The 21,950-nt window shown below is 54.4% G+C and carries 16 protein-coding genes and 3 pseudogenes; 14 read left to right on the plus strand and 5 right to left on the minus strand.

Annotation, left to right across the window (positions count from 1 at the left end):
• Positions 1–118: 118 nt before the first annotated feature.
• Positions 119–658 (minus strand): homing endonuclease associated repeat-containing protein, encoded by a 540-nt coding sequence (locus ACFQEY_RS14600; RefSeq protein WP_379769899.1) that lies wholly within the window; start codon positions 656–658, stop codon positions 119–121.
• A 311-nt stretch (positions 659–969) separates the two neighbouring features.
• Here ACFQEY_RS14600 and ACFQEY_RS14605 point away from each other — a divergent pair, with 311 nt between their 5' ends.
• The 4 genes from ACFQEY_RS14605 to ACFQEY_RS14620 are packed head-to-tail and all read left to right on the plus strand — an operon-like array spanning position 970 to position 5,016.
• Entirely contained in the window at positions 970–1,827 is an 858-nt protein-coding gene (locus ACFQEY_RS14605; RefSeq protein WP_379769901.1) for a TrmB family transcriptional regulator, read from the plus strand.
• Between the two features lie 27 nt (positions 1,828–1,854).
• Positions 1,855–3,003: an NAD-dependent epimerase/dehydratase family protein gene (locus tag ACFQEY_RS14610; RefSeq protein WP_379769904.1), complete on the plus strand. Its 1,149-nt coding sequence runs from the start codon at positions 1,855–1,857 to the stop codon at positions 3,001–3,003.
• Positions 2,996–3,973 (plus strand): NAD-dependent epimerase/dehydratase family protein, encoded by a 978-nt coding sequence (locus ACFQEY_RS14615; protein WP_379769907.1) that lies wholly within the window; start codon positions 2,996–2,998, stop codon positions 3,971–3,973. The genes ACFQEY_RS14610 and ACFQEY_RS14615 overlap by 8 nt, the downstream gene beginning before the upstream one ends.
• Complete coding sequence (locus tag ACFQEY_RS14620; protein ID WP_379769909.1) at positions 3,970–5,016, plus strand: NAD-dependent epimerase/dehydratase family protein; 1,047 nt, start codon at positions 3,970–3,972, stop codon at positions 5,014–5,016. Before ACFQEY_RS14615 ends, ACFQEY_RS14620 begins: the two co-directional genes overlap by 4 nt.
• 89 nt (positions 5,017–5,105) lie before the next feature.
• On the opposite strand, the gene aglF is transcribed toward ACFQEY_RS14620, so the two are convergent.
• Together aglF and ACFQEY_RS14630 are read right to left on the minus strand one after the other, a co-directional pair.
• Positions 5,106–5,864, minus strand: a complete 759-nt coding sequence (aglF, locus tag ACFQEY_RS14625) for a UTP--glucose-1-phosphate uridylyltransferase AglF (RefSeq protein ID WP_379769911.1) — start codon at positions 5,862–5,864, stop codon at positions 5,106–5,108.
• A gap of 43 nt (positions 5,865–5,907) precedes the next feature.
• Positions 5,908–6,888: an SDR family oxidoreductase gene (locus ACFQEY_RS14630; protein WP_379769913.1), complete on the minus strand. Its 981-nt coding sequence runs from the start codon at positions 6,886–6,888 to the stop codon at positions 5,908–5,910.
• A gap of 273 nt (positions 6,889–7,161) precedes the next feature.
• Here ACFQEY_RS14630 and ACFQEY_RS14635 point away from each other — a divergent pair, with 273 nt between their 5' ends.
• From ACFQEY_RS14635 to ACFQEY_RS14650, 4 genes are all read left to right on the plus strand, one after another.
• Positions 7,162–8,520 (plus strand): type 1 glutamine amidotransferase family protein, encoded by a 1,359-nt coding sequence (locus ACFQEY_RS14635; RefSeq protein ID WP_379769915.1) that lies wholly within the window; start codon positions 7,162–7,164, stop codon positions 8,518–8,520.
• Positions 8,521–8,822: 302 nt separating this feature from the next.
• Positions 8,823–9,659, plus strand: a complete 837-nt coding sequence (locus tag ACFQEY_RS14640) for a polysaccharide deacetylase family protein (protein ID WP_379769917.1) — start codon at positions 8,823–8,825, stop codon at positions 9,657–9,659.
• Positions 9,660–9,759: 100 nt separating this feature from the next.
• Complete coding sequence (locus ACFQEY_RS14645; RefSeq protein WP_379769920.1) at positions 9,760–11,139, plus strand: sulfatase-like hydrolase/transferase; 1,380 nt, start codon at positions 9,760–9,762, stop codon at positions 11,137–11,139.
• Between the two features lie 90 nt (positions 11,140–11,229).
• Positions 11,230–11,988 carry a cytidylyltransferase domain-containing protein gene (locus tag ACFQEY_RS14650; protein WP_379769922.1) on the plus strand — a complete coding sequence of 253 codons (759 nt, stop codon included), beginning with the start codon at positions 11,230–11,232 and terminating at the stop codon, positions 11,986–11,988.
• Positions 11,989–12,094: 106 nt separating this feature from the next.
• Here ACFQEY_RS14650 and ACFQEY_RS14655 read toward each other — a convergent pair whose 3' ends face one another.
• Positions 12,095–13,324 carry a glycosyltransferase family 4 protein gene (locus ACFQEY_RS14655; protein WP_379769924.1) on the minus strand — a complete coding sequence of 410 codons (1,230 nt, stop codon included), beginning with the start codon at positions 13,322–13,324 and terminating at the stop codon, positions 12,095–12,097.
• 125 nt (positions 13,325–13,449) lie between these two features.
• On the opposite strand from ACFQEY_RS14655, the gene ACFQEY_RS14660 reads away from it, so the two are divergent.
• The 4 genes and pseudogenes from ACFQEY_RS14660 (at position 13,450) to ACFQEY_RS14675 (ending at position 18,205) form a co-directional block, all read left to right on the plus strand.
• Positions 13,450–14,412 carry an NAD-dependent epimerase/dehydratase family protein gene (locus ACFQEY_RS14660; RefSeq protein ID WP_379769927.1) on the plus strand — a complete coding sequence of 321 codons (963 nt, stop codon included), beginning with the start codon at positions 13,450–13,452 and terminating at the stop codon, positions 14,410–14,412.
• Entirely contained in the window at positions 14,412–15,686 is a 1,275-nt protein-coding gene (locus ACFQEY_RS14665; protein ID WP_379769929.1) for a nucleotide sugar dehydrogenase, read from the plus strand. Before ACFQEY_RS14660 ends, ACFQEY_RS14665 begins: the two co-directional genes overlap by 1 nt.
• Before the next feature lie 3 nt (positions 15,687–15,689).
• Positions 15,690–17,489, plus strand: a complete 1,800-nt coding sequence (locus ACFQEY_RS14670) for a flippase-like domain-containing protein (RefSeq protein WP_379769932.1) — start codon at positions 15,690–15,692, stop codon at positions 17,487–17,489.
• Between the two features lie 96 nt (positions 17,490–17,585).
• Positions 17,586–18,205 (plus strand): annotated as a pseudogene (locus ACFQEY_RS14675) (IS6 family transposase).
• Between the two features lie 355 nt (positions 18,206–18,560).
• Here ACFQEY_RS14675 and ACFQEY_RS14680 read toward each other — a convergent pair.
• Positions 18,561–18,791: pseudogene (locus tag ACFQEY_RS14680) on the minus strand (hypothetical protein); the annotation flags it as partial.
• A gap of 235 nt (positions 18,792–19,026) precedes the next feature.
• Here ACFQEY_RS14680 and ACFQEY_RS14685 point away from each other — a divergent pair.
• Together ACFQEY_RS14685 and ACFQEY_RS14690 are read left to right on the plus strand one after the other, a co-directional pair.
• Positions 19,027–19,936 (plus strand): annotated as a pseudogene (locus tag ACFQEY_RS14685) (NAD-dependent epimerase/dehydratase family protein).
• A 526-nt stretch (positions 19,937–20,462) separates the two neighbouring features.
• The gene (locus tag ACFQEY_RS14690; protein ID WP_379769935.1) at positions 20,463–21,914 is read left to right on the plus strand and encodes a hypothetical protein; all 1,452 of its coding nucleotides are present in this window, start codon (positions 20,463–20,465) and stop codon (positions 21,912–21,914) included.
• Positions 21,915–21,950: the final 36 nt, after the last annotated feature.

Here is a 21,950-nt window from a genome sequence, read left to right on the forward strand (position 1 = left end):
TATTGCTTCTTCCGACACTGTGTGACACGATCCCGAGCGAACCTAGTGCGTCAAATTATCCAAGGAGAGGAGATTGTTTGCTTTACCCCGATTGTCAGACATTGAGCCTGTCATCGGCCTAGTCAAACGCCGCATCAAGAGCTTCGTTCCACGATCCGAAACGATTCACGTACGTGCGAGAGGCGTACGCGCCCTCGTCAGACATCAGCTGGAAGGTCGGCGGCTCGCCGTGCTTGTCGGCCAACCGCTCCAACTCCGCGAGCAAATCTGCTTCAGAGATCCGTTCTTTGGTCCGGACGTCCGCGGGTTCGAACCCAGCCTCCGCGAGTGCGTTACTCCACGATCCGAAGCGACGTTTGTACGTCGACGCCCAGTATTTTCCCTCTTCGTTCATTGCCTCAACAGTTGGCTGCTCATTCAACTCCTCGGCGAGACGCTGAAGCTCTCTGAGGAGGTCGTCCTCTGGTATCGCTGTCTCGGCGTCATGCGGTTTGAACCCGGCGCGGGCGACAGCGTCCTGCCACGAATCGAAGCGTCGCGTAATCGTGGTTGCAGCGTACTCGCCGTACTCACGATAGTCTTGAAGGGAGGGTGATCGATCGACAGTATCGGCGACAGCGCGAATGTCATTGAGCAATTTCTCGTCGCTGTAAGCCATATTCAAATTGACGGCAGACGGGTGTATAAGTTATCCGTCGACGACTTCGTCTGGTCTCAGATGTCGTCGATGCACTCATCCAAGTGATTCGCCGCTCGGGCTTCATTCCTCGTCGCGTCCGTCCGAAAGGTGTTCCCAGATTTCCGTGCAACCGGCGCCGTCGGGGATCTCAGCGAGGTGCGTATCGTCTTCATCGGAGGATTTGGAGTTACTCATATTCTGAGTAACCGTATTTGTCGACAGGATATAACTGTATCGGCATCACCGGTATCATCAGTACGTACTTACGGGCCGAATGAGCATTGACACGTATGCCAGATACCGGCGAGGACCTCTTCTCGTTGCTCGACCTCACCGAGTACGAGGCCGAGGCGCTAGAGGAGTTACTGCTGTTGGGCCGAACGACGGCTCCCGACCTCGCGGAGGCGACCGGCATCCCGAAGGCGCGGATATACGGCGTCCTCGACTCGCTTGCGGAGGCGGGGTACGTGAAGATCATCCCGGGGCGGCCGAAGCGGTACCAACCTCACGACCCGTCCGAGATCGCGGCGCGCGCGGTGGAGAACCAGCGTCACGCGTACGAGTCGTTCCGGAGTGATATCGAAGCTGTCGAAGAATCATTCGTCGAGACGTACACGCCGGTCCGGGACAGGGCGGTCGACGAGCTCAGTCCGACCGAAGACCTGTTCCACGTCGTCGACGTCGGCGAACCCAGCGAGCGCGAGACGCGTCGACTGTTCCGCGAGGCCGAAGACGGCGTGTTCGTCCTGACGAAGAGTTTCGGCTACATCGACGCAGTGCGGCCGGCGATTCGGGACGCGATCGAACGGAGCGTTTCCGTCGACGTGCTGATGCTCTCCCCGGAGCACCTTTCGGAGACGAACGAACGGCGTCAACGGGAGATTCGACGCTCAATCGCCGAGGCGTTCCCGTCGGCGTCCGTGCGGATAAGCGATCGCGTCCTCCCGTGGCGCGGGACGTTCGTCGACCCCAGCCTCGAGTACGAGTCCGGACAGGGCCTCCTCCTCGTCGAACAGGAGGAGATCCCGAATCATCATCGACAGGCGGCGGTGACGGAGAACCCGTCGTTCGTGGCCGGCCTGTGGCAGTACTTCGACCTGCTCTGGCGACACGAGAGTCGCCCCGACGAGGAACCAGAAAGACTTTAGCAGTAGTTACTCGATATCCGAGTAACGATGACTGTCCTGCTCACCGGTGCTGACGGCTACCTCGGTTGGCCGACCGCGCTCCGACTGGCCGACCGGCTCGAAGAACGGATCGTCTGCGTCGACAACTTCGCGCGGCGCGACTGGGTCGCCGAGTCTGGGAGCGTGTCGGCGACGCGGGTCGAGAGCCCCGAGGAACGATTCGTCGAGGTCGAGAACGCGAGCCTCGTCGAGGGCGACCTCGCCGACCGCGACTTCGTGCTCCAGCTGTTGGAGACCTACGAGCCGGACACCGTGCTCCACGCGGCCGCGCAGCCGAGCGCACCCTATTCGTCGATTAACGGCGAGCGCGCGCTGTACACGCAGCGGAACAACGTCTCGATGAACCTCAACCTCCTTCATGGGCTCGCCGAGTGCGGGCTCGACGACACCCACTTCATCGAGACGACGACGACCGGGATCTACGGCGCCCCGCACTTCCCGATCCCTGAGGGCGGCCTGGAGGTCGTCCGGAAGGACGGGAGCGACGAGGTGCCGTTCCCGGCGATGGGCGGGAGCTGGTACCACCAGACGAAGTCGTTCGACGCGGCCAACATGCGGCTCGCGGAGTCGCAGTTCGAGTTCCCCATGAGCGAGGTGCGGACCGCGATCGTGTACGGGACGGAGACCGCCGAGACTCGCGCCCACGAGAGCCCGACGCGGTTCGACTTCGACTACTACTTCGGGACGGTCGTGAATCGGTTCTGCGCGCAGGCCGTGGCCGGCTATCCGATAACCGTCTACGGCAAGGGCGAGCAGCGCAAGCCGATGGTGAGCTTGGAAGACACCGTCGAGAGCCTCGTGCGGCTCGTTGATGAGGGTCACTCCGGTGACGACGGGATCGACATCTACAATCAGGTGACGCGGCCGGTCGCCATCGTCGAGCTCGCGGAGACGATCGCGGAGGTCGGTGCGGAGTTCGATCTCGACGCCGAGGTGAAACACTACGAGAACCCGCGCAACGAGGACGAGGAACACAAAATGGAGATGGAGAACGATCGGTTCCTCGATCTGGTCGGCGGCCAACGGCAGACGCTCGAAGCGGGGATCCGCGACGTGCTCGGCACGCTCGTCGAAGCGCAGGACCGGATCGCCGCCCACGAGGACCGGTTCCTGCCCGGCGTGCTGACCGATGAGTGAGCTGTCGGAGGGTGAGACGACCGTCCTCGTGACCGGCGGCTGCGGCTACATCGGAAGCGCGTTGGTCCCGCAATTGCTGGCGGACGAGCGCGTCGACGACGTGATCGTTCTCGACTCGCTGGCGGCGGGGTCGCCCGCGAACCTCGCGGGGAGCGTCCGCGACGATTTGACGTTCCGGCGCGGCGACGCGCGAGAGTACGGCGCGGTCGAGGGCGCGGTTCGCGGCGTCGACGCCGTGATCCACCTCGCGGCGATCACCGGGGCGGCCTCGACGCACGACCGGAAGGCCGAGACGTTCGCGGTGAACCGCGACGGGACCGAGAACGTGCTCACGGCCGCGGGAAAGTTCGGCGTCGAGAACGTCGTTATCGCCTCTTCGTGTAACAACTACGGGCGCGCCGCGAGCACCGACCTCGACGAGGAGACGGAACAGAACCCGCTGAATCCCTACGCCGAGTCCAAGGTCGCCGCCGAGGAGCTGCTGGCCGGGGCGATAGACGAACACGGACTCGACGGGACGGCGCTGCGGATGAGCACGAACTACGGGTGGTCGCCGGGCATCCGGTTCAACCTCGTAGTGAACCACTTCGTGTTCCGCGGGCTCACGGATCGTCCCTTGACCGTCTACGGCGACGGGTCGAACTGGCGGCCGTTCATCCACGTGCGCGACGCCGCGCGGGCGTATGCTCACGCCGCGCTCGCGCCCGAGTCGTGGCCCGAACGCGTGTACAACGTGGGATCGAACGACGCGAACTATCGAATCAGCGAGATCGCGGAGATCGTTCGCGAAGAGCTGGATCGCGACCTAGACGTGACGTACCTGGAGGACGAACAGCCCGGTCCGTCCTACCACGTGAACTTCGACCGGCTGGCCGAGACCGGCTTCGAGACGGAGTGGACGCTGCGGGAGGGAATCCGTGATATCGCGAGCGAACTGCGCGGGGACGCGCCCGAGGAGGTGACCGCATGACGGACCAAACGGAGCGAGCCATCGAGAGCGAGACCGAGGCGACGGACGGAACAGAATCGGCGGACGCACCGGACGGCGAGCGGTCGCCGCCGACGATCGCCGTCACCGGCGCGGCCGGGTACATCGGGAGTCGAGTCGTCGTCGAGCTGCGGGCAGCCCACCCCGACTGGGAGCTGATCGCGATCGACAACGGCTACCGCGCGCAGGTCGACTCGATCGGCGACGTCGAAGTCGAGCACGTGGACGTCCGGAACCGCAACCGGCTGGAGGACGCGCTCAAGGGCGCGGACGTGGTCTGTCACCTCGCGGCGATAAGCGGCGTCGACGACTGCGAGGAGAATCCGGATCTCGCCTACGAGGTGAACGTCACCGGGACGAACAACGTGGCGTGGTTCTGCAAGAAGACGGGTGCCGCACTCGCGTTCCCGTTCAGCATGGCGGTGCTCGGCGACCCGCAGTCGTTCCCGATCACGGCCGACCAGCCGCGGGACCCGCTCAACTGGTACGGGCGGACGAAGTGGATCGGCGAGCGGTCGATCGAGGCGTTCGCGGACGACGCGTTTCCGGCGCACCTCTTCTTGAAGTCGAACCTGTACGGCGAACACGTCGTCGACGAGACGGAGGTAGGGAAGCCGACCGTTATCAATTTCTTCGTGAATCGGGCGCTCTCGGGTGAGACGTTGACCGTCTACGAGCCCGGCACGCAGGCGCGGAACTTCGTCCACGTGAAGGACGTGGCGCGGGCGTACGTCCGGAGCGCGGAGCGGTTGTTGGAGCAGTTAGAGCGTGGGGAGACCGGGACCGAAACGTACGAGATCGCGAGCGACGAGGACATGAGCGTGATGGCGGTTGCGGAGATCGTGCGGGAGGCGGCGTTAGCGGAGCGCGGGATCGACGTAGATGTGGAGTTGGTCGAGAATCCACGGAGCGGAGAGACGATGGTGGAGGAGTTCGGGGTGGATACGTCCGGTGCTCGTGAAGAGTTAGGGTGGGAACGTAAAGAGAGCGTACGGCGGTCGATCTCGCGGTTATTGCAGGAGTGACGTTCGCCGATACCATTTAATCGACAGCGAGTCACCGCGGATTTACTGACTTGCACAATCGGATCGACAGCGAAGGGATCGATCGATCCTCAGGAGTCGACAGTCGCTTCCTCAGTAGAATTATCGGCATTTTCTTCGCCGTCCGTGAGACGACGTTCCGCTTCGTCGCGGTCTTCGGGGTATCCGATGTCGATACGCCAGCCGTCGAGACCGATAGCGTCGATCGTGCGACCGGACTGAATGAGGAGATCGATCGCGTCTGAGAGCTCGTACTCGCCGCGATCGGACGGCTGCGTCAGGTGACAGGCGTGGAAGATGGCTGGAGTAAAGGTGTAGAAGCCGGTCATCACGAGGTTCGACGGCGGGTCGTCGGGTTTCTCGACGACATCCGTTATCTCGCCGTACTGGTTCGTATCACAGACGCCGTAGCGAGACGCTTCCTCCCACGGCACCTCTTCAACGAGGAATGCGGCGTCCGCGCGATCCTCGCGCTGGCGTTTCACCACGTCCTCCAGATTCGCGTCGAAGATGTTGTCGCCCAGCATCAGCATGAAGTCGTCGTCGATGTGGTCTTCGACCGTGAGGAGCGCGTGTGCGAGACCCTTCGCATTCCGCTGATGTGAATATGTAATCGGAATCCCTTCGTAGGAGTCCCCGTAGTGGTCGATAATTACTTCTTTCTTATAACCGACGACGACGACGAACTCGTCCGCACCGAGCTCCGCGAGCTGATCGAAGCAATGGGAGAGGATCGGTTTTCCGGCGACCTCGACCATCCCCTTCGGTTTGTCGTCCGTGAGGGGTCGGAGACGGGTCCCTTGACCGGCTGCGAGCACGATCGCTTTCATTGGCGGCTAGTCGTCAGGTTACTAGTAAATACCTTCGACTCAATTAGTTTCGGACCAGCGGCTCGTACCAGTCTCGGTTTTCACGGTACCAGTCGATGAACCTCGAGACGCCCTGACGGATGTCCACGCTGGGTTCGTAGTCGATGAGATCGCTTGCTTTCGAGACATCGGCATGTGTGTGTCTCGCGTCCGCATCTTTCCTCTCCTCGTGGACGATATCGATGTCGGCACCGGTTTCCTCGACGACGTACTCCGCGAGCTTGCGGATCGAGATGTTGTCGCTGGATCCGATGTTCATCGTCTCGCCGTCGGCTGCATCGGTGTCTAGGAGTGCGAGGTTGGCGTCGACTACGTCGTCGACGAACGTGAAGTCACGCGTCTGCTCGCCGTCACCGTAGATGATTGGCGGCTTGCTGTTGAGACATCGCGAGACGAAGTTCGATATCGCCATGTTCGGCCGCATCCGTGGTCCGTACACCGTGAAGTAGCGGAGACTGACGGTCGGGAGATCCTGGAGATCGTCGTAGACATTGCAGTAGTACTCCGCGGAACGCTTGGTCACGGCATAGGGGCTTTTCGGGTGGTTCGGGTGATCCTCATCGTAGGGAAGGTATTCGGGAACACCGTACACCGAGGAGGAGGAGGCATTAACGAAGCGGTCGACACCGTTGTCTGCGGCTGTCTCGAGGACTGTGAGGAGTCCACCAACGTTGTTTGCGTTGTACTCTTTCGGTTGTTCGACGCTTGGACGGACACCCGCTTTCGCGGCCTCGTGGAATATAACGTCTACACCACGGCCGGCAATGACCTCCTTGACGAGCGACTCGTCGGTGATCGAACCTTCGACGAATTCGAAGCGATCCTCACCAACCTTTCGGCAGGTGTTGAGGTTACGACGTTTTATATTGAGATCGTAGTAGGGATCGAGATTGTCCAACGCGACGACACGGTGGCCGTCAGCGAGGAGACGCTCGGCGAGGTTCGACCCGATGAACCCCGCACCACCTGTGACCAATACTTGCATGGATTTTTAGTCGTGTATTGTTCGCTTGTCGGTTACGGTTTCTGGCCAGTCCGGTGTGTCCGTCTATCTGTCACTCCCATGCCGTCTGAATCCGACTCGCAGGGCTTTTCGACTGCGATGCGTTCACGGCCGTGATTAAAAAGTAAATTGTCTACTCACCGGTGCGTTGGCCTTCGCTCCAGTGGAGTGCCTCACCAGTCGCCCGGTCAGAACTGAGGTGTCTGTATGTCCTTCCAGAACTTTATTACCGTGAAACGGGACGAATACTGATATATGGATCTCGATCCCATCAGGAGATATCTCGAAGAAAATCCAACGGCGTACGCCGGATTGAGGGCTCTCGATGTCTCTTCAAAAGGAAGAGAACAGACGGTCGCGGAGAAAGATGAGGTTCCCTTTATTTTCTCTATTGCTTTCGTGCCGCTGATCGTCGCGTACACTGTCCTCAAGCGAACGGCGTATGGTCTCAACCGCGTACTCAGCCGGACCGACTCTCCTCCCATCTCGCCGCCCGATCACGTGTTCGTCACGACTTCGACTCACGAATACCGTACGTACACGTTCGAGGAAGTCGGGAAACGACTCCTTGACAAAAATAAGGACGTGATGTTTCTCTGTTCACCGAGTGCCGCCGACCAGATGGACGACTGGCAGCAAAATGGGTTCCAAACTGAGTCGTTCAGAAACCTGCTTCGCTTCGTCTCGGTGTCCGAGTTGTTCGTCAATTTGGTTCGGAGTGTCATTACGATGTACAAACTCAGACACATTACATCGGGGGAGTTCCAGAAGTCGTCCCAGATCTATGCGTTCAACTCGACATTTCTGGAGTACATCAAATATTCGTCACTGGAGCCGCTGGTGAGGGATGTCCCGGTGGTTCACACCTACTCATTGATGCCATATCAGGTGCGAGCAACGGTTCCCGAACGTCTGTACGTCTACCAACATGGGGCTCAGCGGAGTCCGGGTGAGGATGCATGGGCAGCTATCAGTTTCTTTCCGGCCACGCTCCTCGTCTGGGGGGAGGCGTGGGTTGAAAACTTCGAGCCGTTGCTCCACCCCGACACAGAAGTCTGTGTGACAGGGAGCCCGTGGCACGATTATCTCTCGGAATCAAGAGATTCTACTCCACCCGACTGGGACATCCTCTTTATCGGCGGCTCCCAAGCGACAACTCACTCCGAGAAGTGGGAAGAACTCTACGAGGAACTCGTCGCCGACCTTGTCCAAGCCTGCGAGGACAACGGCTGGTCACTCGCGATTAAACTCCACCCGATTGAAAACAGCGACTGGTATCGTGAACACGGCTGGGAGTCATACGTTGTGGAGTTCGACAGCATACGAGACGCAATAAAGAGCGCCGATATCGCGGTTACGCATTTTTCCTCGGCGTTCGTCGAGAGCATCGCACTGGGCACCCCGATCATACTCAACGAGGTCTGGAGTTTCGGACTGAGCGAACTCAGACCGATTTCCGGGGCGAACTTTGTCGACAGCGACGAGCTGGAACAGGAAATCAAGCGAGTGCGAGAATTGGGTCTCGATTCCGACAACATCCTCGAGAACAGCCGGCTCCTCAACGTTGGGGAGTCAGTTGACCGGATCCTGAATATAGTGGTAGATGACTACTGAATCACGGGAGCCGGTGGTTGTCCGAGATCGGTTCGAGACTGGATGCTGATAAAACGGGTAGCATCGCCAACAGAGCTGCTTCGATACGCCTCACGAACGAAACGAAGGAATCAAACTAACCCATCCCGAAGCTCCCACTCACTCGGAGTCGCGCGGGAATCACATCAAGTCGGGGTTTGGAGTACATACCAGTCATGAAAGCAGTAATGTACCACTATGTCGGACGCGACGATGCAACGCCGCCGTACGGCTATTACTATCTGGATGTCGATGATTTTCGCCGTCAGCTAGATTATTTCGAAATGAACTATCAGATCCTTGATCGCGAAGCGTTCCTCAACACCGTGCGGGGTGATCGATTACCTAGGGAAGACGACCTTGTGTTGACGTTCGACGACGGTCTCGCTGACCACCACGAGCACGTCCTTCCAGAACTCGCAGATCGAGGACTCTGGGGACTGTTCTACGTGCCCGCAGGCCCCTACCTCGACGATGTCGTCCTGGACGTCCACCGGACACACGCACTGTTGGGTGCACACGGCGGTGCCGCCATCTCGGAGGCGCTCACCGATATCGTCACAGAATCGATGATACCCGAAGAGCATCGCGAGCAGTTCGAATCAGTGGTGTACGAAAGTCAAGACAATCAAACCGCCGTCGAGCGTGCGAAACGGATCCTCAACTATTACATCGACGACGGGGTTCGATCAGACGTCTTAGACGCGCTCGAAGTGCGACTATTCGATGATCCATTGCAGCCCGAAGACATTTATTTGTCGGAGTCGGAAATCGAAAATCTCGTCGACGCCGGGATGCACGTGGGTTCACATTCGGTTACACATACCGTCATGTCGAAGTTGTCTCCGGACGACCAGCAGTGGGAACTCACCAAGAGTTTCGATTTCTTGTCAGATCTGCTTGGCGGACTCCCAATCCGTTCATACTGTCATCCATACGGCGGAGCACACAGCTACACTGACGAGACGATTACACTGCTAGAGAATACGGGATGCCTGTTCGGTTTCGATGTCGACTCCAGACCGATCACGGCAAGCGTTCTGCAAAACGAACGCCACCGTCTCCCGCGGTACGACTGCAACGAGTTCCGGTACGGGGACGCGACGGTGTCGTTAGGCTGAGGAGTCACAGATATCGTGACGGAGTCGGTAGAGCGGGCTATCACAGACGTCGCCGAGCATATACGACCATTTATTTGGTAGTCATTTCTATGGTCGGCTAATGAACGTCGTCTGGTTAATCCTCGATTCCCTCTCTTTCGGAGCGACCCCTTTCGCGGAAGACGGTCCAAATACGACGCCGATTCTCAAAGAGGTCGCTGATTCAGAGGGCGTGACGTTTACCGAAGCGTACGCACCGGGGCCGCTAAGCCCTTCCTCTCACGCCGCGATGTTTACCGGGGAGCTCCCCTCAGTCGCCGGGATGCACGAGGCACATCCGTACTTCGATGGAGGTATCCCGACAATCGCTGACAAGCTCCGACGAACCCACGAGACGCACCTTCTCTCGCTGAATATGTGGTTGTTCCAAGGACTCGATACTGGCTTCGACTCAACGAAGGACTTCAGCCGGCAGTATCTTTTGTTCCGAGACGCGACAGATCCGCTGAACTACTTCAGGAAACACGACCCGGACGGCTCGGAACTACGCCGACTTCTAAGGTTTGCGACTGCGGGCGGGAAACCCGTCCGATCGCTGCTGAACTACGCCAACTACAAGCGGCTGAACGGGTCGCTCGTACCAGAACAGTGGGGAGACAGCGAGAACTACCAGTACGCCGAACAGATAAATAACGAGCTCCGGGCAATCGTCGACACGAACGACCAGGACAGGTTCGTGTTTGCGAACTACATGGACATACATCCGCCGTTCGACGCGAGCGACGAAGCACTCGAACGGTTCGCTCCCGGGATGAGCCGGGACGAACTTCCCATTGGAATTCCCCCGGAGCGGCACATCAATAACGACGAGAAATCCTACGAACCCAACGTAATGGAGAAACTCTATCACGCAGCCGTCTGGGACTTCGATCGGAAACTGGGATCCACGTTGCGCGACCTCATCGAAGACGATACGATGGTTATCGTTACGTCTGATCACGGGATCTGGAACTGTGATACGGCCTACTCTGAAAACCGTCTCCACGTACCCCTTGTCATCTTCGCACCGGACGAACCGCCCCGGACAGTCGATCACACCGTCAATCTCCGCTCGCTACCACGGACGATCATGGAGTACGTGACCGGTGAAAGCGGTGGCTTTGATGGTCGATCTCTTCTGGATGTAACGAGCGACGAAATATCGGTGACCGAAGTACTCCACCACCCTAACGAGGTGTACGAGAAGACAGGCCGCATCGACGTGACCAAACGGATACATGCCGACGAGCAGGTTCAGCGGGATCTCGTATTAATAAAAGGCGACGCACGTGTCGAGTATATCGACGGAACGTGGAACACAGTCGCTGGTGGCGAATCGGTGTTGACGAACCTCCAGAGTTACGGCGAACAGATTCTTTCGCAGGATTTCAAGCAGGGAGAGACAGACATCGAGTACGATGCAATAACCGAGGAGCGTCTCGAAGACCTTGGCTATATGTGAACCGTTTGCGAGCTCATGTGAGGACAGTGGACAGTCCGGTGTCTCGAATACGGACAGTGTTTTGAAAACAGACGATAACCTAACAGGCGTATGGACGCCATCGTCGCGGTTCAGGCTCGAATGGGATCGTCCCGTCTCCCCGGAAAAGCAATGCTTCCACTCGACGGGACGCCGGCACTCGTACACGAAATCAATCGTGCCGTGTCCGTCGACGGAATCGACCATGAGGATGTCGTCGTTGCTACCTCTGAGACCCCCAGAGACAATATCATAGCGATCACGGCGAAGGACGCCGGAGCGACAGTCTACCGCGGCTCCGAGGCGAACGTCATCGGCCGTATCGCAAACGCCGTCGAGGAGGTCGATGCCGACATCGCGGTACGACTTTGTGGTGACAATACCCTGATTGACCCGAGGCTGCCGGAGACACTGCTCGACATGGTCCGCAAAGACGGAATCGAATACGCATCGAGCAAATTCGAGCACACGTTTCCGATCGGACACAACGTCGACGGGTTCACACGTGGTACGATTACGCGTGCTGCCCAAGATGCCGACTCCGACCATCACAGAGAACACGTCGCCCAGTATTTCAAAGCGTACCAAGACGAGGTTACGGCAGTAAACGTGACTGCCGAGGAGGTATTCGGGAGCGAGTTTGTCGAGTCGATACCAGCATTCCGGAAGCTCCGACTGACCCTAGACGAGGCTGACGATTACCGACTCCTGTCACGAGTCTACGAGGAAGTCAGCTACGACCAGATCGTCGAGACCAAAAAGGCGATCAGATACATCGTCGACAACAATCTCCACCGGATCAACGCCGACGTCGAACAGCAGGTGTGGTGAGTCTGTGCGGACGGTCGGAGTCGAAGCAGCAGCCCACGGCGGTGAACTGGCACGAACAGGTCGCGCCAGCGACGGTCAAGACGATCAGTTGTACCACATCCCTCAATCAGTCGAGTGACTCCAAGACGAACCGGTGTCCATTGAGTACTCGCTCGGAGAATCCTTCCCACGAGTTCGCCTGAACGATAGCACGCCCTCGTTCCCCCATGCGTCGGGCTTCGTCGGGATTGCCGTAGAGGTATCGGAGCTTCTCGGCGATGGCTTCGGCATTCCGAATCGGGACGATAAGTCCGGCGTCATCGATGAACTCAGTGGGTCCGTTCTCCGTAGCGACAACCGGCAGTTCTGATGCCATGGCCTCCGCATACACTTTCCCGAACCCTTCGGTCAGAGAGGGGTGAACGAAGACCGACGCCTGCCGGTACTGCTCGGCGATGTCGTCGACGTGACCGAGGTGGTCGATGGACTCGTCGTCATCGATTCGCTCTCCGAGTTCGGCACGCACGTCGTCGCTCATCCCTCCACACAGGACCAGACGGGCATTATCAATATCCAGCAGCTCCCAAGCATCGAGGAGATACCGCGTTCCCTTCAGAGGCGTCATGTTCGACACGGCGAGGACGACGAACTCGTCGGTGTCACTGGGGGTCGGATGGTAGATGTCTGGATCGACGGTGAGCGGGCCGACCTTGAACAGTCGGTCCTCTGGGAACCCCCGTTCGAGGAAGGTCTCCTTGACGTAATCACAGAGGTAGAATACGTAGTCAGCATGGTCGTACGTCCGAAGTGAGCGGTTGAACCAGTCGTAGGGAATTTGCATATCAGTATCGAATCTGGACTGTTCTTTTTCGTAGAGCTGGAGAGTCCCTGCAGGATGACACGCCCGCGCGTAAACAACCGTCGTGAGTTGTCTGCGCTTGGCCTGCTTTGCAGTGTGCTGGAACTCCGGGAAGACATGTACGATACGTCCGTCACCGATGTTTCGGGCGACAAGTCGGTCAAAAAGTGTCGAGATTGCTTGGCGGGCGTCGAAGAAATCGACCGGGGAGAGACCATCAAGCAGGTAGATCAGTCGTGGTAGAGTTTTTCCTCCCGGGATCGGTGTCTCAATAACCTGCTCATCCAAGCCGAACGTCGGTTCGACGTCCAGCACAAACAGCGTGTGAAGGAGATCGTCGTCAGCGAGTTTCGCCACGGTGTGGTAGGTCACTTCGCTGATTTGATCAGAATCGTACCCGAGATGACTGAAACTGACGACCGAGATTGGCGCTCCTTCAGACATTGAATGGGAAGTTATGGAAGCAACTGCTGAAAATGATTCCGATAGTTGGGACACAGCCGATCACATCGACACCAAGCAGAGACAACTTCGCTGTGTACCTCAGATTTCTTATTACGACCTACAGTTCTCTTTGACTCAAAAAAAAAAGTTTAATATGATTTGTTGAATTCATGGTTGTAATGACAGTCGGAATTACCGGCGGTGCCGGTTTTCTTGGTTCACATATTGTCGATTACTTTGCTGATAATGGTGAAGATGTAGTCGTAATTGATGATTTTAGTGAGGGGACTCGTGAGAATCTTTCTCAATCACTTAGCTTCGTCGAGATCCGTGAGGTCGATCTCTGTGACCGGCAAGCAACGATCGATAGTCTCGGTGACATTGATGTTATCGTCCATCTGGCCGCCAAAATCGGTGGAATCGGTTATTTCCATCACGTTCCAGCTGACATCATCGCGATGAATGATGCAATGAATCGGAGTGTTTTCGATGCCGCTGTCGAACATAACTTCGACCGTGTCTGCTATGCGTCTTCATCGATGGTCTACGAGAACGCCGATGAGTTCCCGGTTACTGAGGATCAGATCGGAGAGACACCGCCGCCAGACAGTGCCTATGGGTTTCAAAAGCTTGCTGGAGAATATTACTGCCGGGCGTATCACGACCAGTACGATATCGAATACAGTATCTTCCGCCCGTTCAATGCAGTCGGCCCGCGTGAACCACCTGGGGAAGAAGTTGGTCAAGCACACGTTATCCCGGATTTCGTAAAAAAGATCCGCGACGAGAAACAGTTTCCTTTGAACATTCTGGGGAGTGGCGAACAGATCCGGTCGTTCACAAATGTAAAAGATATTGCATCTGGTGTTTACAAATGTGCGTCTCATGACGCCGCAGCAAACGAGGAGTTCAACTTAGGTTCCTCTGATGGGATAACGATGCTTGATCTGGCGGAAAAAATCTGGAATTATTGCAATCGAGAAGAAAATTTTGCCGTAGATCAGCAAGAGGAATTTGACCACGACGTCCAAAAACGTATTCCAGATTCCTCGAAGGCCGCAGAACTGCTCGACTGGGAGACTGAGATTTCACTTGATCAATCGTTGGATGAGTACATCACCTGGTACAAGGAGGCGCTTTAATGGAGGGTGTTGCCGTCGTTGGTGCCGGTCACATCGGTCTACCCTGGGCCAGTGTGCTCGCGGCCACCTATAAGGTTCCCGTGACGTGTATCGATATCGACGACACGCGGGTCAAAGAGGTGAATCGCGGGGAAGCACCCTTCGATGAACCGAAACTTGACGAATATCTTGAAACAGCTGTCGAAGCGGGGACGCTCACGGCGACAACTGATCCATCAGTTGTGGCTGATCACCGGTACATCGCATTTACAATCAATGCTCCACGGAATGGGATGTCCGAATTTCTTGACACTATTCGCGGGTATGCGAAACACATTGAAGATGATCACATAGTCATCAACCGGACAACGGTTCCGGTCAGTATGATCGACCGGATGCGTCGGACGCTTGACCACCACGCTTCTGGATCTCCATCATTCATTACGTTCCCCGAACGGTTAGCTGAGGGGAAAGCAATCAACGAGATCGAGTCACTTCCCAAAATTGTCGGCGTTGACGATAAAACCGGTCGAGAAGCGATACAGTCTCTGCTCGGTAGGTTTGACTGTGAAATCAGATTCACTGATCTAGAGACGGCGATGTTTGTCAAATTGATTGACAATTCTTACCGTGACGCGCTATTTGCAATCGCTAACCAGATCGCTTTCACGGCTGACGAACTGTATCTTGATGCACACGAAGCGATTTCGTTGGCCAATTATGAGTATCCGCGCAACGACATCCCGAGTCCAGGGCCAGTAGGTGGTAAATGTCTCCCGAAAGATCCGCATTTCCTGACTGACGAGCGTGTCTGCGACCAACCAACAACCCCCGATCTCTTTACTTCTACTCGTCAGACAAACGCCGCCCTGTCGTCATATGTCGTCACGGAGATCCTCCGTCGACAGCCCTCAAAAGTGGCGATGTGTGGGTTATCATATAAGGGCGGAATTGGCGACACGTACAATTCACCAGCCAAGACCATCGCCGACGAGTTAGCCACGCAGGGTGTACCAGTCGAACTCTCTGATCCCCACGTTCCCGATACTGGCGATCTCACTACGGCACTTACTGACGCTGATGTGGTTGTTCTGGCTGTCAATCATCCAGAGTTCGAAGGTATCGAGTCACAGATCAATACCCTCACATCAGATGACGTTATCGTCTACGATCTCTGGGGCGTCCTGGAACGTGAGATGATTTCCGGAACGTATGATGGATTTGGAGTCCGCGTCAGTACGTCACAAAATAAATCCGACTCAGAACAATCCGGCGAGTATGACCCTATCTCCTAATCTATGACGGAGTCACTTCACGTCGAATTGGTAGTTCCCGCGTATAATGAGAACGGGAACCTCGAACGGATGGTTGAGCGGACGATGGATATTCTTCGGAATCAGGCGACTGACTGGACGTTCAACATCTTGCTGGTCGTCAGCGATGGGTCCACCGATGGGACACAGGCTATCGCTGAGGAGCTCGACAATCACTATCCGGAGGTATCTCGGTTGGTTCGTACTGATAATTTTGGATTCGGGAACGCACTCAAGGATGGGTTATCTCACGTAGAGGGGGACATACTCATTCCGTTTATGGCTGACCTCTCGGACGATCCGGCAGACATTCCACAGATGATTGAGCAGATTCGAGACGGTTATGATGTTGTCTATGGCTCACGGTTTATAACTGGTGGCTCTGTGGAGGGTTATCCTCCACTCAAGCTCGCTTATAACCGGGCGTTCAATAATCTCATCCGCTTTATGTTCGGGATCGGCGAGAAAGATATCACGAACGCATTCACAGCTTACCGACGTGAGGTGATTGACGAAATTGAGACCGAGACGCTCAACGCAGAGAGTTTCGATATCACAGCAGAACTCCCACTCCGAGCAACAATTAAAGGGTTCCGGACGACAGAAGTACCGGTCTCCTGGCGGAGCCGTGATGCGGGAGTGAGTAAGCTTAACGCGACAAAAAAAGGGCCGGACTATATCAAACGAGTGTTTGCCGAGTTCGCCCGTGGAAATCTGGCTGGGCTTCGGGATCTGTTTGCGGTGGTGACTAACCAAGGTCCAGTACGTATGTTTGGTGCTGCTGTCTTTGGTGTGCTCCTGTTGGTCGGCTTATTCTCATTAACAGGATATAGCGAAGTCTTCGACACTCTCCAACAGGTGAATTTGCTGTTCATTATCGGAATTGCGATTGTCTATCCGATTTCGTTTGTCTTCCGGACATGGCGGTGGCGGGTGCTGTTGCGTGCGAGTGAACATCTCGCCAGCCGAGGTAATGCTTTCCGGTGCATTATGGCGGGGTGGTTTCTGAATTCATTAATTCCTGCCCGTGCTGGTGATGTGTTACGCGGATACTCGCTGAAAACGACGGATGGGGTTCCCTTTAGTGTCGGTATTGGAACGATTGTTATTGAGCGCGTATTTGATATGCTTGTGCTTGGTATGATGATCTTGGTTGTTGCAGTGTTTTTTGTTCCTTCTAACAGTATGGTATATCTCGCCGGGGCCTCCTTTTCAATAGGGGTAATTCTTTTGATCGGCCTGTTGATGGTATATTTTGTCGGTCACCGAGTAACAGAGGTATCTGGAGACCGGTTTATGGGGCTCAGTAACTCGATCCAGACCGTTCAACGGGCTCTCCGCCGGGTGAGCAATAACCCGTTCGCACTGGCGTTATCCGGTTTCCTTTCAGTTCCTGTCTGGTTAGCGGAGGTAGCGACAATCTATTTCGCGGCACGTGCGGTCGGTGTGGAGTTGGGAGTGATTCCAACCGTGTCTGCTGGTGTAGCGGCTTTCGTCTCACAGGCTGTGCCGATCACCCCAGGTGGGCTTGGGACGTATGAAACAGCGATCACCTCAGTATTGGTACTATTTGAGGTGGAATCTTCAACTGGATTTGCTATCGGCTTGGTTGATCATTTTACGCGACTCGCCGTGATCTATATTATTGGAACAATATCAGTAATTCATATTGTATTTCAGTCACGTCCGTACTTCAACAATTCACAATCGTCCACAGATGACTCTGAAGCTGAAAATATGACAAATATCTCTCAAGGATCTGAAGAAGAAATCGAGACCGGTTGACGACATGAGCCTAGGAGTATTAAAACCAATGTCTCTCTAATCGGCGGTGTTCAGATGAGGATTGAAAAGCGAAGCGGTTCGTTTTCAAAGTGATTTATACCGGAAAACGACTGCCTCAGCGGCTGTTTAGACGAGATCGACTTGGACTTTGTGGATCGAGAAGCAACACCGCGGCTGTTGATGAAGCTCAGTATTCAGCTCCACCTGTCTGGCTTATCGCTTTCGAATACTGATTCTTTTCTTGAGGTATTCGGTGTTGATCGGGTTCGATCTACCGTCCATAATTGGGGGTCATAAGGCTGATCTACAGCCGAAATCAGGTCGGAACCCGAATCACGTTGCGGTTGACGAGACCGTGATTCCGCCTGATGATGAGCACTATTGGCTGTACGCCGCGGTCGATTCTCAATCAAACGATTTACTCCATACAAAGCTTGAGCCGACAAGGACGAACGTGATAACAGATCAGTTTTTCCCGGAGCTCCGCGAAAAACACGACGTAGATGACAATCTTTCTCGTTGATGGCGCGGTTCCACTTCATCGAACCTTTCGCAAACACAGCCTCGATTTCAGATACGAACGACATGGAAATCGGAACAGTATCGAACGTGTCTTTCGAGAAGTAAAACGTCGGGCCTCTTCGTTTTCAAATACGTTTAGATATGCGGAACCGAAGGCGGCAGAATCGTGGCTCCGAGCCTTCGCCGTCTGCTGAAATAGATGCTTAAGTTAACACGACCGGACTCAGCCGGGGGGATCGATAAGTTGGCATTATTGTGCTTTGTTGAATCCGATGACGGCGTGGGGATCACTGTTTGATAGCCTGTTCAAGGTTGTAGACTGCGGCGGTCAACACGAGCTCGCGAAAATCACGGTACCACGCGCGAGGGTGGACAGCGGGGCCGAACCGACGCTTGATGGCCGAAAAGGGTGTCCCGGCCATCCAGCGCTGGCCGTATAAATCGCAGTCCAACCGTGCGTTGTGTGCGTGATCGTAGGCTGCGAACAGCCGGTGACGCAGCAGGGGCCGGACGCCCTCTGACCGGAGGGCGTCCCGGAGTGATTGGCCGTCATAGCCCTTGCCACCGGCGAGACTCTCGATTTTTCTCGGCGTTTCGCAAGGCAACTCGACGGCCAGTTTGCGTGTCGTGAGGCCAGTGTGTCGAGCAGTGGATGTCGAGGACGGCACACGAGTTGGTATCGACCAACGCCGTCGTTTTGAGCGTGCGTATGTGGCGATCCGAGCGGTGTTGGTAGTGTCTCGATGCCGTTTCGTGGTCGAAGAATGCGGCATCGATGTCAGTATGCGAGCCCGGATCACAGAGCTACGCAGACTCTCGAAGGAACCCGCGCCACACAGACATGGACACCCTCTCAAACGACCGTACAGCGTTGAGGGTGCGGGAAATGCTGTCCGTGACAGCTGTAAGAGGCCACGAACACGATCCATTTCGCTCGCCCAATCGACGATCTCGCGGTACGTCGCATCCATGTGAACCCCGAAGCAGGTATTAGCAGCGATACGGAGATTCAATCATGCATGATCAAACCATCCTCGTTTATGGCGATGCGGGCTTCATCGGCTCGAACCTCGCAAACCATCTAGCCGAGGACAAAGACGTGATCGCTGTCGATGATACGTATCTCGGTACGCCCGAAAACTTCGACGAAAGCGTCGAGTTCGTTCAAGCGTAAGTCCTTGATGACGACCTCCCAGCTGACGTGGATATTCTGTTCCATCTCGCTGCACTCTCCTCGCGGAACATGCACGAAAAATCCCCAGTGCGGCTGCCGCGTCAACGTCGAAGGGTTCGTCAATGCGATCGAACAGGTTCGCAAACACGGTTGTGACACTGTCATCTATGCGTCGACCTCTTCAATCTATGTCAGCCGAACTGAACCGTCGCCGGAGAATATGGAAATGGAAGCCAATACCGCCTACGAGGCCTCGAAACTCGCCCATGAACGCTACGTCGAGTATTATGCCAACCACTATGACATGGCGATGGTCGGTCTACGTTTTTTCGGTCTACCAGGGCTTCGGCGGCAACGAAGCACACAAAGGCGAGTACGCCAACATAGTCGCCCAATTCGCCGACGCCATCGCCAATGGTGAGTCCCCGGAGTTGTTCGGAAATGGTACCCCAACTCGAGATTTCACCTATATCGACGATGTCGTGCGCGTCTCCGAACTCGCCGCCGACCACGAGCTGATAGGTGTCTATAACGTCGGTACAGAGGAAGCCTACAGCTTCAACGAGATGGTCAAACTAATCAACGACGCGCTCGGAACGGATATCGATCCTGAATACATCAAATGTCCATTCGAAGGCTACGTGCATGACACGTGTGCCGACATCTCGAAGATTCACGAAACAACCGGATGGAAATCAGATGTTAGTTTTGAAAAGGTGTCGAACGGGTGTGTGAGCCATACACTAACTGAGATGAGAGCAACCAGGATTGGGCGTGGTGCGACGGTAGACTACATATTTGCACTTGATATCCGATAAGGCTCTTGAATACGTCAGCGAAACGGTTAATTACGAAGCAGTCAGTCAACCTTCTAAATCATGCTCCAGCAAGGCTTAGTGCCCATATGAACCTTGCTCGCCCGAGTCTCCATCCACACACGGGTACTGTTCAGAGCAGCCGGTTCCATGCGAAGCTAAATGATTTGAGCCGCTCGTCGCCCGTGGTTGCATCGGTTTGCTGACACGATTTGAAAGATAAATAGAACGGAGTCTTCGGCCGGATCGCAACAAGGGTGTATTTGGTCCTGATCTACTGGCTTTCGACCATACCCCAATAAAAATAATATTTGAAAGGCACCTAACGATTAGTCGTCTAAGTTTGGTATCGACATATTTATAAATGAACTGTTTCATTAGAGCGTATGAATGACGGTCAGAATTATTTTAGCAAAAATATAAATAAAAGTTCAAATACTAAAATCAATTCTATCAATTAATATGAGCGAAAGTCGTCATCAATTACTGACCCGAGGAATGTTTTCTGTTAGAGAAATATTGAAATTCACGTCCTTATATCTGATAATTTTATTATTTCTGAACGGTTTCAGACAGATAGTTACATCATTTTTCCCGAAAGCAGATACTGGTAGACTGTTCTTTCCCATCAGTGTAGGTATTATTAGAATACCAGAACCGATATTAACCCGTTTAGCTAACATCCACTCTGTATTTTTATCAGACCGACTGAATGAAGTGGCATCACATTCACTTCACTGGGGAATTGCAATAATCTCTGTGTTTGCTTTTTATATGACATATCCGAAAATAACAAAAAACAAAGAAAATGTACTTTTTATATATGTTACTCTGGCATTTAGTATAATAATCTCTAATTCTATTCAAGGCATCTATCAAGGTTTCATTTACCCCTTAGCGGGTCTGAGAAATGGAATGAAGACACATTATTACCAGGATGCTGAAAGATTTGATTCGGTATTGCAGTTTTTGTCCTCTTTTAATAGTGTTCAAACTGATCTTTATATGCATTCTCCTACTCATCCACCTGGGGCCGTAATGATATACCAACTATTGCAGGAAATAATGCTAGATCCTATATTTGTGGGAATGATAATCATGCTTGTATCCCTGTTAAGTGTATATTACATTTATAATCTGTTACTTGCCATTTATGATAAACGAGTGGCATTTTTGATTACGCTGGTATTTGGGTTTTTACCTACTATCCAAGTCTATTTTTACTCAAGCTTGGATGCATTGATTCTGTTCTTTGCTACTGGTGGTTTCTACTATTATTACTGGTGGGAGTCAGAGAGGTCGACCAAACATTTTATATTGCTTATTTTCAACCTGATAATGTTATCAATGCTTAATTTTATGTGGGTAATCCTACCACTGATATTCGCTTTCCATAAGCTCCATACGATGGAGTCTTTATCTCAACCAATCAAAGATGGGATAAAAGTTGCAACACCTATTATACTGTTCTTCGTTATAATTGACCTAGTTTTTAATTTTAATTACGTAGAAGCTTTTAATACTGCATCAGGAATTGTTAATAATGGTGGTTTCTATGCGTTTACTAATCCAGTGTCATATGTGTTCACTCGTTTTGAGAATGTGATTGAAATCTTTGTTTTTCTCGGTCCATTTGTCACACTTCTCATCTACCGGGGACTCAGAGAGCCTTCTAACGATATTGTCAATTTCACTTGGTATATGGCACTTGCTGTGTTACTTGTCTTCATCGCAGGAACTCCCCCAACCGCCGAAACAGCGAGGAATATGCAATATATAATACCATTCCTGCTTCTTCCAGTCGCTGATTACATATATAACAAAGATATAGACTATGCCTCTGGAGGACAACTTGTATTTCTCTTATGGATACAAACAATATCAATGCAATTGTTTGGAAACTTTCTCTGGTGAATGACTTCCAAAGGACTTGTCTTCGAAGTACGTGGT

Source organism: Halorubrum trueperi (genome assembly GCF_042662525.1).
GTDB classification, from domain to species: domain Archaea; phylum Halobacteriota; class Halobacteria; order Halobacteriales; family Haloferacaceae; genus Halorubrum; species Halorubrum trueperi.

Excerpts from the sequence above, each read along its gene's own strand:
- ACFQEY_RS14600 (WP_379769899.1), bottom strand. The coding sequence starts at position 658 with ATGGCTTACAGCGACGAGAAATTGCTCAATGACATTCGCGCTGTCGCC.
- ACFQEY_RS14605 (WP_379769901.1), top strand. The coding sequence starts at position 970 with ATGCCAGATACCGGCGAGGACCTCTTCTCGTTGCTCGACCTCACCGAG.
- ACFQEY_RS14610 (WP_379769904.1), top strand. The coding sequence starts at position 1,855 with ATGACTGTCCTGCTCACCGGTGCTGACGGCTACCTCGGTTGGCCGACC.
- ACFQEY_RS14615 (WP_379769907.1), top strand. The coding sequence starts at position 2,996 with ATGAGTGAGCTGTCGGAGGGTGAGACGACCGTCCTCGTGACCGGCGGC.
- ACFQEY_RS14620 (WP_379769909.1), top strand. The coding sequence starts at position 3,970 with ATGACGGACCAAACGGAGCGAGCCATCGAGAGCGAGACCGAGGCGACG.
- aglF (WP_379769911.1), bottom strand. The coding sequence starts at position 5,864 with ATGAAAGCGATCGTGCTCGCAGCCGGTCAAGGGACCCGTCTCCGACCC.
- ACFQEY_RS14630 (WP_379769913.1), bottom strand. The coding sequence starts at position 6,888 with ATGCAAGTATTGGTCACAGGTGGTGCGGGGTTCATCGGGTCGAACCTC.
- ACFQEY_RS14635 (WP_379769915.1), top strand. The coding sequence starts at position 7,162 with ATGGATCTCGATCCCATCAGGAGATATCTCGAAGAAAATCCAACGGCG.
- ACFQEY_RS14640 (WP_379769917.1), top strand. The coding sequence starts at position 8,823 with ATGAACTATCAGATCCTTGATCGCGAAGCGTTCCTCAACACCGTGCGG.
- ACFQEY_RS14645 (WP_379769920.1), top strand. The coding sequence starts at position 9,760 with ATGAACGTCGTCTGGTTAATCCTCGATTCCCTCTCTTTCGGAGCGACC.
- ACFQEY_RS14650 (WP_379769922.1), top strand. The coding sequence starts at position 11,230 with ATGGACGCCATCGTCGCGGTTCAGGCTCGAATGGGATCGTCCCGTCTC.
- ACFQEY_RS14660 (WP_379769927.1), top strand. The coding sequence starts at position 13,450 with ATGACAGTCGGAATTACCGGCGGTGCCGGTTTTCTTGGTTCACATATT.
- ACFQEY_RS14665 (WP_379769929.1), top strand. The coding sequence starts at position 14,412 with ATGGAGGGTGTTGCCGTCGTTGGTGCCGGTCACATCGGTCTACCCTGG.
- ACFQEY_RS14670 (WP_379769932.1), top strand. The coding sequence starts at position 15,690 with ATGACGGAGTCACTTCACGTCGAATTGGTAGTTCCCGCGTATAATGAG.
- ACFQEY_RS14690 (WP_379769935.1), top strand. The coding sequence starts at position 20,463 with ATGAGCGAAAGTCGTCATCAATTACTGACCCGAGGAATGTTTTCTGTT.